This window comes from Halorientalis brevis, assembly GCF_023077655.1.
This window is the reverse complement of record NZ_JALLGV010000011.1, coordinates 1-13,789: the sequence shown is the minus strand read 5'-3', so window position 1 is coordinate 13,789 and position 13,789 is coordinate 1. Positions and strand designations below refer to the sequence as shown.

At 58.0% G+C, this 13,789-nt stretch carries 16 protein-coding genes; 9 read left to right on the top strand and 7 right to left on the bottom strand.

Annotated features, from left to right (window positions below; genetic code table 11):
- Nucleotides 1-9: 9 nt before the first annotated feature.
- On the top strand, nucleotides 10-252 hold the full coding sequence (locus MU553_RS21705) for a hypothetical protein (protein ID WP_247381565.1): 243 nt from the start codon (nucleotides 10-12) through the stop codon (nucleotides 250-252).
- Nucleotides 253-334: 82 nt separating this feature from the next.
- On the opposite strand, the gene MU553_RS21700 is transcribed toward MU553_RS21705, so the two are convergent.
- Nucleotides 335-2,143, bottom strand: a complete 1,809-nt coding sequence (locus MU553_RS21700) for an SLC13 family permease (protein ID WP_247381720.1) — start codon at nucleotides 2,141-2,143, stop codon at nucleotides 335-337.
- A gap of 288 nt (nucleotides 2,144-2,431) precedes the next feature.
- Between MU553_RS21700 and MU553_RS23985 the strand changes: the two genes are divergently transcribed.
- Nucleotides 2,432-2,662 (top strand): DUF8106 domain-containing protein, encoded by a 231-nt coding sequence (locus MU553_RS23985; RefSeq protein WP_465262021.1) that lies wholly within the window; start codon nucleotides 2,432-2,434, stop codon nucleotides 2,660-2,662.
- A 259-nt stretch (nucleotides 2,663-2,921) separates the two neighbouring features.
- Here MU553_RS23985 and MU553_RS21695 read toward each other — a convergent pair whose 3' ends face one another.
- Nucleotides 2,922-4,013 (bottom strand): AI-2E family transporter, encoded by a 1,092-nt coding sequence (locus MU553_RS21695; protein ID WP_247381563.1) that lies wholly within the window; start codon nucleotides 4,011-4,013, stop codon nucleotides 2,922-2,924.
- A gap of 128 nt (nucleotides 4,014-4,141) precedes the next feature.
- Here MU553_RS21695 and sp36 (MU553_RS21690) point away from each other — a divergent pair, with 128 nt between their 5' ends.
- The gene (gene sp36, locus MU553_RS21690) at nucleotides 4,142-4,327 is read left to right on the top strand and encodes a Sp36 family protein (protein WP_247381561.1); all 186 of its coding nucleotides are present in this window, start codon (nucleotides 4,142-4,144) and stop codon (nucleotides 4,325-4,327) included.
- Nucleotides 4,320-5,315 (top strand): DUF7972 family membrane protein, encoded by a 996-nt coding sequence (locus MU553_RS21685; protein ID WP_247381559.1) that lies wholly within the window; start codon nucleotides 4,320-4,322, stop codon nucleotides 5,313-5,315. Before sp36 (MU553_RS21690) ends, MU553_RS21685 begins: the two co-directional genes overlap by 8 nt.
- Before the next feature lie 72 nt (nucleotides 5,316-5,387).
- Here the strand turns inward: MU553_RS21685 and MU553_RS21680 are convergent, their stop codons facing one another.
- The 3 genes from MU553_RS21680 to MU553_RS21670 form a co-directional block, all read right to left on the bottom strand.
- Nucleotides 5,388-6,404: a DUF7972 family membrane protein gene (locus MU553_RS21680; RefSeq protein WP_247381557.1), complete on the bottom strand. Its 1,017-nt coding sequence runs from the start codon at nucleotides 6,402-6,404 to the stop codon at nucleotides 5,388-5,390.
- Entirely contained in the window at nucleotides 6,401-6,607 is a 207-nt protein-coding gene (sp36, locus tag MU553_RS21675; RefSeq protein WP_247381555.1) for a Sp36 family protein, read from the bottom strand. Before sp36 (MU553_RS21675) ends, MU553_RS21680 begins: the two co-directional genes overlap by 4 nt.
- Nucleotides 6,608-6,680: 73 nt before the next feature.
- Nucleotides 6,681-7,400 (bottom strand): DUF2270 domain-containing protein, encoded by a 720-nt coding sequence (locus MU553_RS21670; RefSeq protein WP_247381553.1) that lies wholly within the window; start codon nucleotides 7,398-7,400, stop codon nucleotides 6,681-6,683.
- 626 nt (nucleotides 7,401-8,026) lie between these two features.
- Here MU553_RS21670 and MU553_RS23980 point away from each other — a divergent pair.
- The 4 genes from MU553_RS23980 (at nucleotide 8,027) to MU553_RS21655 (ending at nucleotide 10,293) form a co-directional block, all read left to right on the top strand.
- Entirely contained in the window at nucleotides 8,027-8,179 is a 153-nt protein-coding gene (locus MU553_RS23980; protein ID WP_465262022.1) for a DUF7837 family putative zinc-binding protein, read from the top strand.
- 84 nt (nucleotides 8,180-8,263) lie between these two features.
- Nucleotides 8,264-8,677, top strand: a complete 414-nt coding sequence (locus tag MU553_RS21665; RefSeq protein ID WP_247381551.1) for a TRAM domain-containing protein — start codon at nucleotides 8,264-8,266, stop codon at nucleotides 8,675-8,677.
- 316 nt (nucleotides 8,678-8,993) lie between these two features.
- Nucleotides 8,994-9,392, top strand: coding sequence for a hypothetical protein (locus tag MU553_RS21660; RefSeq protein ID WP_247381550.1), 399 nt, complete (start codon nucleotides 8,994-8,996; stop codon nucleotides 9,390-9,392).
- Between the two features lie 667 nt (nucleotides 9,393-10,059).
- Nucleotides 10,060-10,293, top strand: coding sequence for a HalOD1 output domain-containing protein (locus MU553_RS21655; protein ID WP_247381549.1), 234 nt, complete (start codon nucleotides 10,060-10,062; stop codon nucleotides 10,291-10,293).
- Between the two features lie 358 nt (nucleotides 10,294-10,651).
- Here MU553_RS21655 and MU553_RS21650 read toward each other — a convergent pair whose 3' ends face one another.
- On the bottom strand, nucleotides 10,652-11,941 hold the full coding sequence (locus MU553_RS21650; protein ID WP_247381548.1) for an MFS transporter: 1,290 nt from the start codon (nucleotides 11,939-11,941) through the stop codon (nucleotides 10,652-10,654).
- A gap of 3 nt (nucleotides 11,942-11,944) precedes the next feature.
- Nucleotides 11,945-13,054, bottom strand: a complete 1,110-nt coding sequence (locus MU553_RS21645) for an MBL fold metallo-hydrolase (protein WP_247381547.1) — start codon at nucleotides 13,052-13,054, stop codon at nucleotides 11,945-11,947.
- 89 nt (nucleotides 13,055-13,143) lie between these two features.
- On the opposite strand from MU553_RS21645, the gene MU553_RS21640 reads away from it, so the two are divergent.
- On the top strand, nucleotides 13,144-13,789 hold a 646-nt coding region (locus tag MU553_RS21640), incomplete at its 3' end, for a helix-turn-helix domain-containing protein (RefSeq protein WP_247381546.1).

The following is a 13,789-nucleotide window of genomic DNA, read 5'->3' as shown; positions in this document are numbered from 1 at the left end:
ACTTACTAGATGGGATTTCTTGAATCATTTGGGACATTAGCGAGTTGTATCATCGCGGCACTCATCATGCTGGCGTTTGCTATTCTCAGTTTCTTTGTGACGGTGTTCATCGTGCAGGTTGGTGCTGGACTGGCCGGCTACGCACCGAGTGGCGACTTCGTTGTGCTGTCGGCCGCGCTACTGGCAACAGGTACCATCGTTGCCGGTGCTACGCCGATGACGAGTCTGAGCGACAGTAGCGAGTGGTATTGAGCGCGCTGTCGACGGCGGGATTCCCTCGCTGACTCACACCGCTTTCGCGGTGGGTAGCTCAACTCGCGCAGAACCGTTCGTCTCACACGCGGACGCCCCAGAAGAACGCGATCCCGAGGACGGTAACGATCGAGAGAAGGAACTGTAGCGGAGCGCCGACGCGAATGAAATCAGAGAACCGGTAGCCGCCAGGCCCGTAGACGAAGAGATTCGTCTGGTAGCCGACGGGCGTCATGAACGCCGTCGAGGCGGCGAACGTGACCGCCAGGACGAACGCGAACGCGTTCGCCCCGATCGACTGGGCAGCGTTGGCAGCCACCGGGATCATCAACACGACGCTCGCGTTGTTGCTGATGACACTCGTCAACAGCCCGGTCGCGAGATAGAACACCCACAGGACGCCGATCGGCGGCAGAAATACCGCCGTCGCAGCGACGGCATCGCCGAGCAGCGCCGCAGCGCCCGTCTGCTGTAGTGCGATCCCAAGCGGGATGACGCCTGCGAGGAGGAAGATCACGTTCCACTCGACGGACGAATACAGTTCGGTCGGCTTGAGGACGCCGGTGAAGATCATCGCCACGACGCCGGCAAGTGCCGAGACGACGATCGGGAGGACGTTCAGTGCCGGTAATGCGACCACGCCGCCGATGATGCCGACAGCGAACGGGATCTTCTCGCTCCGGTAGGACACCTCGTCGAACTCGTGGGCGACGATGAAATCCTCGTTCTCGACGAGTCGGGTGAGGCTATCGGGCGGTGCCTGCACGAGGAGCGTGTCGCCGACGCGAATACGGATGTCCTCGAAGCGATCCCGGACGACGTCACCACGGGTGCGAAAGGCCAGAACGTGCGCGTCGTACCGCTGTCGGAAGGTCGAACTCGCCAGGGTTTCGCCGACGAGGAACGATCCCGACGGAACGACGACTTCGACGAGCACGGGTTCGTCCTCCTCCGGATGCAGGTCGTCCTCGGTTGGCGGCCCGCCCGACAGTGTAAGTCCTTCCGCGTCCATGATGTACTCGAGCGTCTCTCGGTTCGTCCTGAGCCGGAGCGTGTCGTTTTCGTGGATCTCCTTGCGAGCGAGCGGTTCGTCGAACCGCTCACCGTAGCGGATCAGCTGTAATACGTCGATATCGAGGTCGTCGTCGCCGAGCGCCTCTCCGACAGTCTGGCCGACCAGTGGCGAGTTCGCCGGGACCACCACGTCAGCGAGGTACTCCTGGAGGGCGTACTCCTCGACGAGGTCCTCGTCAGCCGGAATCCGTTCGGGAAGGAGGCGAACGCCGATCGTCATGAGATAGAGCGCACCGACGGCGAAGACGATGACGCCGAGTTTGGTGAACTCGAACATCCCGAACGCGTCCAGCGCGAGGCCGGGTGTCTCCGCGCCGAGTTGGGCCGCGATATCGCTCGCGAGGATGTTTGTCGACGTTCCGATGAGCGTGAGCGTCCCCCCGAGCATCGACGCGAACGACAGCGGCATCAGGAGCTTCGAGGGAGAGGTGTTCCCCTCGTGTGCGAGGTCGGCGATCACGGGGACCAAAATCGCGACGACCGGCGTGTTATTAATGAATCCTGAGACTGGGCCAGTGACCCCGACCGTCGCGGCGAGCTGCTTGCGCCGGTCGGTCCCGGCGAACTCGGCCATCTTCCGGCCGATCAACTGGACGAGGCCGGTTCGATTGATCCCCGTACTCAGGATGAGCATCGCCAGTACCGTGATCGTCGCCGGGTTCGCGAACCCCGAGATCCCCTCCCGTGGAGAGATCTGCGTCCACGGTTCGAGTACCATCAACAGCACCATAATCAGGATGGCGGTGACGTCGATCGGAAACCGCTCGGTCGCAAAGAGAACGAGTGCGAGGAGAATGAGGGCGAAGACGACGAGCATCTCGGCCGTTACCGGTGTTGAGGCCAGACCCTGAACTGCCAGAAGATTCAACGAGAAAGACATACCGAAAAAAGACGCTAACAACGGAAAAGAACTGGTATTGTCACCGTCTTCTCTGTGCCCTGGTAGACTCGCTTTGTGCGATTCAAAGAGTGTCTAGTACTATAGTTTCATTGTCTCTGATTTTGCAGTCTGACGTGATCGGCTATCGGTTTCGCTTGCTGATACTAGATATTCGCTGAGGCAGATGTCCCCACCGTTATCCGTGTGAAGACCGTAAGGTTGTTGATGACATCTTATCAACAAAAACGCGAGTCTAAGCCGTCTCGAAAGGCGACGCTTTACTGCCTCAACTGCGCTCATGAAAGCCCCATTGAGGGGGACTGGAGAGTCCAAGCGCACGGCGACCATGTCGATTACACGTGCCCTGAGTGCGGGACAAAAATCACTTCCCGTCGAACCAACATCAATTCGGCCGCACAGATCACGAGAAACCAGTTCTGCTGTCCTGGTGACTGAGATGTCGGATGTCTTTCTGTGCGCAGTACTGTCCACCCACTGAGCAGTCCGATCTTCCTCATTCACTTTGGACTGGATCGCTGAATTTGCGCCCTGTGTCTTGCGGGATTACTGAATCCTACCTATATCTACCAAAAGTATTGAGCTAAACTGCGAGCATGTAATCAGCAATCAGGATTCATCTATTTTGGGAATCGTCTCCGGGCGGTAGTCTCTGTCAGCGTCGCGGCACCGGCTCCCAGCTGTAACCTGAGGTTGGTCAGTCAGCCGAGAGATTGCTGACGAGTCGTGGGAATATCGAGTGGCCGAAATGGACCGTGAGCACCACAACAATCGGTCCGAGAAACAGTCCTGACCAGCCAAACGCCAGGGTGCCCAGGGCGTACCCGAGGAGCACGAGCCCCATGTGGACGCCGCTCCGTGCAGCCAGCCACGACCGGATGAAGAAATCCGGGATCGTATCGACGATGACCAGCGTGACGAGAAAGAAGACGAGCGGATGCCAGAGCGGCGTTTCTGTCGTCGCAGTCGTCCCGAGGAGGAGCGCGGTGTAGGGGATATACACGATCTTCATGCCGACAAGCGGGATGAGCGTCGCGATTCCGGTCAGCAAACCGAGGAGGACGGGGATCGAGACGACTGTGCCACCAGGAGCGACGAAGTTCAGCGTGTAGTACGTGAGGACAGCGATACCCCCCGATACCGCGATGATAGCGAGGTTCCCGAAGAAAACTGTCTCGAGGTCGTTGCTGACCTTTGCAACGAACTCGACGACCCGTTTGTCGTGGTCGACGCTCTCGAAAAACCAGTCGCGTACCTTGTAGTCGTCGCGGAGGAAATAAAAAAGGAAGATACTCACCAGAAATAGCTGTGTGAGCACGGCGAAGACGAGCCCAGCGATCGTGCTCACTCGCCCGAGGACGCGTCGGATAACCCGTCTGGCCGCCGGGGGGAGCGGCTGTTCGGGGTTCGTCACGAGCAATTCCCAGAGCCGCTGGAACTGCCGCTCACGCACGAGGCCGAGGTACGGTTGCAGGTACGCCCGAATGCCGTCGAGGGGATGCGTCGCGAGGAACTGGTTCAACTCTTGGAGCGCGATGATGACCGCGTAACCGGCGACGAGTAACATGGGCAAGACGACCACCAGCACCGTGAGTGTCACCGCGAGGTTCGGATGGTCGAGAGCAGCATTCAATCGGTGGTACAGCGGCCGCGTGGCGAAGTAGAGAAAGACAGCAAAGAGAAACGCGCCGATGTAGGTCGTCAACCCGACCACGATCACACTCCCGATCGCGATCCCGAGAAGCATCCAGACAGCTTGGCCGAACTCGAGTCGGTCGAACTGTCCCATAGGCTTGTATCGACCGCTAGCTCATTGAGTCCGGCGGTGGCACCGGACCTGTTTCACTAACTGCGAGCGGGCGTCCCCGCCAGCAGTCTCATCATCGTGGGGGCCAACTGTTCACATGGGTACTGAGTATGTCCCAGCAATGGGAGTACAAGACGCTCGAACCGCCAAAGGGATTGACCAAACGAGAAACGGTCGATCCGACGGACGAACTCAACCGCCTCGGCGCGGACGGGTGGGAACTGACGGAGACGATCAGCTACGACGGTGGCGGCACGAAGCTCCTCGTGTTCAAACGGCCTGTCCCTCATGAGTGATCTCTCGACGGACAACACGCTGCGTGCGCGGACGGACGTGAACAAGTACTATTTCTGGATACTGCTCGGAGCCAATCGGTGGGCTGTCGCCGGTGGTATCGCCTGCCTGATATTTCTCGTATTCATGCTCTGGGGCGTGATGAAGCCGGTGCCACTTCACTCGACCATGCAGTCCGGCGACATGGTCGAGACGGTGTTCGCCGGCCTCGTCGGGGCGATCATCACGGGGACGACGCTCGTCGTGACGATCAATCAGCTCGTGCTCTCCCAGGAAATCGGTTCGCTCGGAAGCCAGCGGAGTCGGATGGATACGACGATGGATTTCCGCCAGAACACCGACGACCTCCTCGGTACGGTCACGCCAGCCGACCCTGCGGCGTACCTCCTCGCGCTCGTCGAAACGAGCGAACAACGAGCGAGGACACTCCGAGACACACTCGCCGACTCCGGACACCAGGACCTCCAAGAGAAGGTAGACGAGTACGTCGATGACCTGTTGGAGAACGCCGACCACGCTCGCGACCACCTCGAAGGAGCTGATTTCGGGACGTTCGACGTGATATCACCGTCACTCGATTACAACTACGACCGGAAGATGCACGACTTGCGCCGGCTCGGGATGGAGCACGAGGCCGACCTGACGGACGAAGAGCGGGACGCATTCAGAGACCTCCTGGAGGCGCTCACGATGTACGGGCCCGTCCGCGAGTACATCAAGGACCTCTATATCCAGTGGGCGCTGGTGAAACTCTCGCGAGCCATCCTGTACGCAGCAGTGATCGCACTCACCGTCGCCGGTGGCATGGTCGTCTTCGTCGACCCGACGACGTTTCCCGGAACCTTCCTCGGAATCGAGCGCATTCTCTGGGTCGTCAGCGCCGCCTTCGCCGTCTCGACACTGCCGTTTCTGCTGTTTACCTCCTACATCCTGCGACTCGCCACGATCGCGAAGCAAACCCTCTCGATGGGGCCGCTCGTTCTCAGCTGACCGGACTCCTGTGTCCCATCGGAGGGGTGGCACGAACGGAGCGAGCGACGCTCGTCGGGCAGACCTTGATCCCTAGCGCTGTGAGTCGCGCAGGATTAACGGTTCGATGGCGAGCGTCCGTTTCGCCACGGTGACGATCCGAAGGATGTAGGAGACGAACAGCATGAACGGAACGAGCGTCACTGCAAACGCACCACCGACGATCAGGACGATGTGCTCGATGCCGAACGTACTCCCCGGGAACGTTCCCGCGTCCACGATTGCGACCATAATCCCCGCAATGGCCAGTGCTGGAATCGCCGCATAGAGAATAATCTGTGATAGATTGATGAGCGCCCATTGGAAGTACAGCGTCTTGATGTGCTCTCGCGCCGGCCCGAACAGCGATAGCGCCGTTTTCAGATCGTCAAGTAGGTCGTGCTCGGTCTCACCAAGACTGTCCTCGTACTCGTTCGCGAACCGCTCGACCTGGAAGATCTTCCACGCGTAGTTGAAGTTCAATGCGGCAAACAACACGTCGAACGAACCAAATTTCGCGCCGTCGAGCTGGTCTTGCACCGCATTGGCGTTCCCTGTGACGCTCTCGGCAAACTCGTCAACCTCTGTTCGAAGATCCCCGTTATCGTTCTCGTCGATAGCTTCTCGAAGTGTCGTGGTTCGCTGCGCGGTGACGTCGACGATATCACTGAGGAACGCAGCTGGTTCTACGGGACTCGGTGCGCCGATGAGTTCCTCTGTGTAGTCACGGAAGTCCATCGAACTCGCCATCCGCTCGCGCTGATCGCCGAGGGGACCATTCTCCTGTGAGAGGACGAGTTGGCCGATCGTGACGACGACCGTCGTCCCCGTAACGATGACAGTGATCATCGTCGAGAACATCGTATCGATCATGTCTCCGGATTCGAGTTGCCGCACGAACGGCGGATCGAGCGTGGCGACGGCGATCACGAACGTAGCGAACACGGCAACTGTCAGGACGCTGGCGACGAGAAGGCGGCTTGAGCGCAACAGTAGCCAGAGTTTTACCCGGCTTTCACCAGCGCGCTCGCGCATCGTATTTGCCGTGCTGATGTCTGGTTCGTCCGTCATGCACCATCACTCGAATGGGCAGGGCGTTTGAAAACGAGATACTTGGTGCCGCCGCCCTCGTACTCGATGGTCTCCACGAGTTCCCAGCCGTCCGAACCGAGTCGGTTCAGCTCTGCTTTCGGGTCGTCTGCTTCCTTTCTCGTTTCATCGCGAGGCGGGCGAAGCGTCTCGTACTCCCAGCGGGTCGCCTCTGATTCGGGCATCACTCCTAGTAGGTACTGCAGCCCTCTATATCCCGTTCCACTACCGAGATGGGACAGTATACGGCGAACGGATTTATTGGTCTGTCTCTTTCCAGTCGTCCGTGTCTCCTTCACGGAATTCACCTTTGGCATGGCGCTCGTGGGGCCAGAAGGCGACGCCCAGCAGTACGACGTAGAACACACCCACAACGGCAACTACAGCAATCCCAGGGATACGGGCGATTCCAGCGGTTGTCAGCCAGTCTTTGCGCGGCGTGAACGCAGTAATCCTGAAGACCCACGCAACCAAGAGGACACCGAGCAGAGCGATATACACACGCCGGAGCCGGTTTACGAGTGCTTCGAATACCGAGACTTTCAGCGTCGGCCTGCGATAGTCTCTGCTTAGTTCCGCCCGCCAGTCGTGACTTTCGACCCCCTCAGACGGATCAAGGGCGTTTGCAAACAGGTTCTCCTGGAGAAGCCGAACGCGCGAACGAAAGACGTCGTAGTCCCGGTACCGACGTGCTTCGATTCCTAGAAAGATGGTGACGGCAACGATCCCGGTCAGCAAAATATAATGTGGGTTATCGGGACTCGAAAACGCCCACGTCAAGATTGCTGCCATCAGCGTCACCGCCCACGTCGTCGTCTGGTCAAGGCGCTGGCGCCACGTCCCCACTCGGCCTACCTCTCCGCGATAGGCGTGGGCCATCACCGAACCGAGCCCCGTACTGTCGTCAACCATTTCGCGGCCAATCTCCCGTTGGTCTGGTGCTGTTGGGTCGAACTCGTCGCTACTCGAATCGGTCATAGAGGAGAAACACCTCCTCGCTCAATAAGCGGCGACGGTGACGGCGTGAGAGACACAGCCAATTGAGCACTATCCCGCGTATAGTGGTATTTATGTCGCGTTTACCGATGGTCCATCGAGAAATATACAGGCGTACCTAACAGCTGATTCAACCAAAAACGCCTGAATAGAACGCACTCTCAGCGATGAACTCAGCCTCTAAGTCTCGCACGTGGATTTTGACAGTCTCATAGTAGATTAGAACTCAAATCGGAATCTGATCGCTCTGAACTCATCAGAGATGGCACTCCTCGTACAAAACCACGAGACTACTCCGGGATATCATATCGACAAATCTCACTGCCCCCACAATTCGGACACTCCTCAGTCTTCGGCGACACACTTGTCCCGCAGTGACGGCACTCGACTACGACATCGGAGCCGCCACCAGGGAGGAGTCGCGCGACGAGCGAGTGAACTCCCATCGTCTCTGCGCTACAGGTGACGGTGTGTTAACTGTAGTGGACAGTTCATTCAGCCAGAGATAAGGCATTTCGATCCCTGAAAGACCGACGAAAGCTTACAACCGATGACGACACAAGACCGAATGGAAGGACCACTGTCACACGCTCCTTCCATCCCTTTGCATGAATACCGACGAATCGTCTCTTGGTCGGTGCCCGGACTGCAGCAAGCGGATTCCCGAAGCATGGCTGCTCGTCGAATACACCAAAGACGACGGCACCGATGGAATATGGGCCGAATGCCCGACGTGTGAGGATGTTGTAGCGCCAGAGTGACAGTTGTAATCCGACGATGTTCGAGCGAATTCGGACAGCAGAGTCAAGTGTTCTCGGTTGCGTATTTCGCGGAAGACACTACTGATGGAAATTCCTGATCAACTTCGCTGTCTGTTTACTGCCACGCTTGAAGAGCGGGACGGCTCATATGTCGTTGAAGTCCCAAAACAGGAGCTCCGACGTGGCGACATCCACCAGGGCGAGACATACCGCGTGGCTGTGCTTCCCTCGACATCTACCACCGAAACCGCCGACACCGACACACGATCACAGTTCGAACCAGACCCACAGGAACCACCGGTTACAGAAGGTGAACAACGGACCGTCGAAATCGAAGACATCGGCGATCAGGGCGACGGGATCACCCGTGTCGAACGTGGCTTCGTTGTCATTGTCTCTGATACCGAGCAGGGAGAACGAGTCACCATCGAAATTACTGATGTCCGTGAAAACGTCGCCTTTGCAGACGTAGTTGAACGCATTAGCTACTACGACTGAGCCTTACAGAAGCTGGAATTGGCAAACATAGGTACGTTCCCTACTTCTGAAAAAGAAGTCGTTCACGTTGAGTGATGGTGAACCAGTTGTTCAATGTGTTTGCCAACTGAGCAGAAGACACTTATGGAAGTGTAATGGGTTAGTAATTATGTCCCCTGTACGGTCTCGCCGTGCCATCCTTGCCAGTCTAGGGAGTGGGTTGGTTGCCGGCTGTATTGGTGGTTCACCGGCCGGTACAACCACACAGGACACGACCTCCACATCTCCGTCATCATCGCCACAACCATCGTGTTCGGCTTCTGGCGACGTGTCTCTCATGGCTGAAAGTGAAGTATTTACAGTCGATGAGAGGTACGAAGGATTTGAGTTCACATTACACAATCAGACCCAGTCTGCTGTGGCAGTTGAGACGACGAATGGATGGGAGATCACGGCACACTCATCTGATGGCTGGGAGCAGATTGCAACACAGGACGGTGTAGGAACAGATGGGAAACGCACGCTTGACTGTGAAGAGAAACACACCTGGCACCTGGCCCTCTTTGAACATCCGACACCTCATGGCCGCACGACAACGTACGTATTTGTTGACCTTTTTGAGGGACTGTATAAATTCACTGTGACAGGGTCCCTCGAAACTGGTGAAGAGCTAACCCGTGAGGCACAGTTTGAGGTGCGGAGACGTCTCCCGTCTGAGACAAGGACTGATGACTAAGTCCCCTGGACTGATCAAAAGTGAGCAGAGAATCGGTTACTCACTCTCCTGACTGCCTGTTCCAATTAAGTAGATAACTTAGTGGCCGGTCGGTGTCTTGAATTCCGCATTGCCACAGAGACAAGTACCGTCTGTGCCGATGGGATGGATCACATCATCCGCAAATCGCTGGACTGTATACACCTTCCCGCAGTCTGTGCATTGACCCACCGTGTGGAGAATCCGTCCCTTCTCTGGCGCACCCTTGTTGTCACCCATTCTTAATCACAGTCATGTATACCAATGTGATCATGTTACTGCTTACCGCCCAAAGAGACCGTTCTGTTCCACGATAATCCCGTATCTCATGAGGAGGAGAAGGGGTCGCATGAGCAACCCCTTCAAATACGCTGTACAGAATGAGGGATGCGTGGCGCGTAGTTAGGTGGGTGAACGGAGTGCATGCGGAAGAGTGGGGGAGCCATCTGCGATGGAGCGTGGTGGTAGGAGCCAGCCTCGGTCACTCTTCCACATAGAATTGTATGGGGGACTTACCTTGTTATACGGCCCGTAGAAGACGTAATTTTATACTATCAAATATTACGTGGTGAGAATACTCACTCACATGGGCAGTTGGCGTGATAACGACCCTTAATACGGTTGCACCCAACTAGATACTGCGATTGAGATGACGCTCGGAACCGACCCAACTAAGACAACAGCTACACAGATTATCCAAGAGATTGCCAGCCGGGAAGGGGTCGAACCGTCAGCACTCCCCCAGCGGCTCTTTGATGTGCTTGATCCAGATGCCCTCAATAAAATCCTAGCAACTACCGAGGGGCAGGTGTCATTCCACTGCTGTGGGTATGACGTGACCGCTTCCAGAGATGGGGACATAGAGATCACCCCCAGTGAATGACGCCGGTAACAGAAATAAGACGAGTGGGATCTATCCCAATGAAAGCTGCTGAAAACTCACGACCTCGGAAGATGCATCGTGATGCGTACTTTTCTTCTACAGGGAATATTCACAAATTGTCTGCTTTGTAAATTTATTTTACTGACTGACCTCGCCCAAGAATCGGATGTGATCTGGAACATGCTCACTGTGCCTACCAACTGACCGCTGTAAGTTATGTCAGAGTCGAATAATCGTCTGAGCTAGTTGCTGCATACACAGCGCATGGTCAGCAGACGGTTGTCTCAGGTCTTGTTCGTATTGAGAGCACGAGAACGGCTGATAAAGGCGGCTACCACGGCACGAAGGTTCTGCTGCCCTAATCCTGTGGAATTGTCTGGGCCGATTGCTCCGGAGCAGGTTCAGGCGGTTCGTGTGTCCCGAAGTCGGGATGGGTCTCTTCCATCCAGACGAACACGACGGCTCCGGAGAGGAACATCAAGATGGCAGTCATATAGAACGCGGCTTCGGCGTTCACGAACTCCATTGCGAGGCCGATCAAGATTGCACCGACGCCATAGCCGGAGTCGCGCCACATGCGGTAGACGCCCATGCCGGCCGAGCGCCACGTCGGGTGGGCGGCATCGCCGGGGACAGTCATCAGGTTCGGATAGAGGAGCGCCATACCTAGACCAGAGGCGGCGGCTAAGGCTGCCCACTGGAGATAGCCTTCGACGAGGACCATCCCGAGCACACCGCCACCTGCGAGGAACATGCCGGCGATCACCGGTGGGCGGCGACCGATGCGGTCTGCGAGGCCGCCGGTCGCGATCTGGGAGAAGTACATCGCACTGTGGACGCCGACGACGACGCCGACGGCCTCGATACCGAGGCCCTGGCTCGTGAGATACAGCGGGACGGCGATCCAGAACAGCGTGTCGACGAAGTTCTCGATGTGGCCGGCCTGGGCCGCAGCGAACAGCGTCTTGTCGCCGTAGGTTGCCCGCTTCAGCACGTCCATGAACGGGAGGTTCGCGTCGTGGTGGTCGTCGTCACCTTCCGCCTCCGCGTACTGAACGGTCTCCTTTATCAGGAAGATCGAGATGAGGAACGCCAGCACGACCACCGCTGCGAGGAAGTAGAACGGCTCGGGACGGAGATTCGTCCGTGCAGCGATGACGCCCGTGATCCAGGCACCGGCGGCGACGCCAGTGTAGCCGAACGCTTCGTCGATTCCAACCGCGAGCCCGCGTTGTTCGGGGCCTGCCAGATCGATCTTCGCGTTGATCGCCATGCTCCAGGTGAGCGCCTGGTTGATGCCCAGCAGGACGTTCCCAGCCGTGATCCACCCCCAACTCGGCGCGAAGATGAGGATGAGGGGCAGCGGCAGTGCCGTCGCCCACCCGAGGATGAGCACCGGCTTGCGGCCGTACTCTTCGCCCCACTTGCCAGCGTAGAGGTTGAGGATCGACTTGACGAAGCCAAAGGAGACGACGAACGAGCCGATGACGAGGAACGACGTGACACCAAGTACCTCCTCGCCCAGGACGGGCACGACTGCGCGTTCGGAGCCGATGGTCAGCCCCGTCGCGAACACGAGCAGGACGTGCAGCGAGAACTGTCCGAGGTGTTCACGGATTCCTTGTGTGAGGTCTGGTGCCGTACTCATGGATTACTCCGCTGCACAGTTGTTCGGACCCAGTTCCAACTCGGCCAGTTCGTCGGTAGGGACTGATTCCTGACCCACGTTCGTTCGCTTGACGCGCTCGAAATTCGGTGGATGATCCGGAATATCCGCCGCGAGCTCTTGGACGAATTCCTCGCGGTCGCGCTCGAGATCCTCGTTCAGGTCTCTGACTTCTCCGAGAGTCGCTGCCTCCGGCGGTTCGGGCGAGCCCGGATGATGAGCCGGGAGGACCACGACGTCGTCTGATCGGTCGAGCAGTCGCTGGAGGGTCTCGTAGAGCGTCGCAGCGTTCTGTTCGACGTTTGAGTCTTCGATGCCAGCTTCGACGCCGAGTTCGACCCGGCCCACGCTCTCGTGGAAGAGCGTATCGCCGGTAATCAGTGCTGCACCGTCGACATCGAACGAGACGCTCCCTTCGCTGTGCCCAGGCGTGTGGATTACCTCGACATCGAGTTCGCCGACCGTGACGGTCTGCCCATCTTCGACAGGGGTCGCGTCGAGCGCGAGTGCATCCTTCGGATGGAGATAGTAGGGAACGTCGTGTTTCTCGGCGAGGTCCACCGCGCCGGAGACGTGGTCGGCGTGGGCGTGCGTGTCGAAGACACCGACCAGATCAGCGTCGTCGGCGAGAATCGCCTCGTACTCCTCGAGGTAGTGAGAGGGGTCGAAGATCGCTGCTTCCCCGTCCGAAACGAGGACGTGCGAGAGACAGCCCTTGCCAGGGCGTGCAACCTGGACGAGCGTCCCGTCGAGATCGGCCTGCACTGTCGCGTGCCGATGCACGCGACTCCAGCCATTCAATCCGTCCGCGAGCGTCGCCGCGTCGTAGTCCATCTCGTCGAGGAGTTCGGTCGCGGTCTCGGCAACGGCACCCGCACCACAGACTGTTACGATCTCTTGCTCTTCAGGAAGGTCTCCGAGAGCATCCTGTGCCGTGTCAGGATCGTCCTTCAACTCGTCGTAGAGATCCACGTTGATACTATCCGGAACGTGCCAGTCGTCGTACTCCGCTTCGTGGCGAATATCGACCACGAGCAAGTCGTCTCCGTCGTCCTGCAATCGGTTGCTGAGTGTCTCAGGACTAATCTCCGACATGTGTGGTCACTCGTAAGAACAGTATGGGAATATAGGTGCTGCCGGACATGGCCGGTACCGTTAATTTACTCTAATCCATCTACACGCGTATGAGTCTCTACGAGGCCTCGTTCCGGGTCAAACACGAATGTCCGTATCGGGAGATTTCGGAGCACTATCCGGATCTCACGATCCGCGAGTGGTATCTGAGCGACTGCCAGGTGATCGAACTCACAGCACCAGGAGCGCCGACCGACCAACTCCTCGACGAAATCGATCAACTCGGAACGATTCTCCACGAGTCAGTTGACGAATCCGGTCTCCACGTCGTCACCCAGTCCTGTCTCTGTTCGCTGGAGGACTCTATCATCGAGCGCTTCGAGGAGTACAACTGTCTGTACCAGCCGCCGACGATTCACCGCCAGGGATGGGAGCACTACTCGGTGATCGCCTTCGACGAGAGCGACGTCCGAGCACTCCTGCAGGATCTGGAGGCTGACCGTGACATCGAGGTCCTCTCGAAAACCGCGATCACCGAACAGCAGATTCCACACAGTATGCTCGCCCCGGTCGATCAACTGTTCGAGGACGTGACCGAGCGGCAACTGGCGGCGCTCCGCCTGGCTTTGGAAAGCGGCTACTACGAACAGCCCCGGAAGACGTCACTCCGGGATCTGGCCGACAAAACTGCCGTCGCGCGGTCGACGTACGAAGAACACCTCCGGAAAGCGGAGAACAAACTCCTCACGAACGCGG

Coding starts and splice junctions, on each gene's coding strand:
- MU553_RS21705 (WP_247381565.1), top strand. CDS start 10: ATGGGATTTCTTGAATCATTTGGGACATTAGCGAGTTGTATCATCGCG.
- MU553_RS21700 (WP_247381720.1), bottom strand. CDS start 2,143: ATGCTCGTCGTCTTCGCCCTCATTCTCCTCGCACTCGTTCTCTTTGCG.
- MU553_RS23985 (WP_465262021.1), top strand. CDS start 2,432: ATGACATCTTATCAACAAAAACGCGAGTCTAAGCCGTCTCGAAAGGCG.
- MU553_RS21695 (WP_247381563.1), bottom strand. CDS start 4,013: ATGGGACAGTTCGACCGACTCGAGTTCGGCCAAGCTGTCTGGATGCTT.
- sp36 (WP_247381561.1), top strand. CDS start 4,142: ATGTCCCAGCAATGGGAGTACAAGACGCTCGAACCGCCAAAGGGATTG.
- MU553_RS21685 (WP_247381559.1), top strand. CDS start 4,320: ATGAGTGATCTCTCGACGGACAACACGCTGCGTGCGCGGACGGACGTG.
- MU553_RS21680 (WP_247381557.1), bottom strand. CDS start 6,404: ATGACGGACGAACCAGACATCAGCACGGCAAATACGATGCGCGAGCGC.
- sp36 (WP_247381555.1), bottom strand. CDS start 6,607: ATGCCCGAATCAGAGGCGACCCGCTGGGAGTACGAGACGCTTCGCCCG.
- MU553_RS21670 (WP_247381553.1), bottom strand. CDS start 7,400: ATGACCGATTCGAGTAGCGACGAGTTCGACCCAACAGCACCAGACCAA.
- MU553_RS23980 (WP_465262022.1), top strand. CDS start 8,027: ATGAATACCGACGAATCGTCTCTTGGTCGGTGCCCGGACTGCAGCAAG.
- MU553_RS21665 (WP_247381551.1), top strand. CDS start 8,264: ATGGAAATTCCTGATCAACTTCGCTGTCTGTTTACTGCCACGCTTGAA.
- MU553_RS21660 (WP_247381550.1), top strand. CDS start 8,994: ATGGCTGAAAGTGAAGTATTTACAGTCGATGAGAGGTACGAAGGATTT.
- MU553_RS21655 (WP_247381549.1), top strand. CDS start 10,060: ATGACGCTCGGAACCGACCCAACTAAGACAACAGCTACACAGATTATC.
- MU553_RS21650 (WP_247381548.1), bottom strand. CDS start 11,941: ATGAGTACGGCACCAGACCTCACACAAGGAATCCGTGAACACCTCGGA.
- MU553_RS21645 (WP_247381547.1), bottom strand. CDS start 13,054: ATGTCGGAGATTAGTCCTGAGACACTCAGCAACCGATTGCAGGACGAC.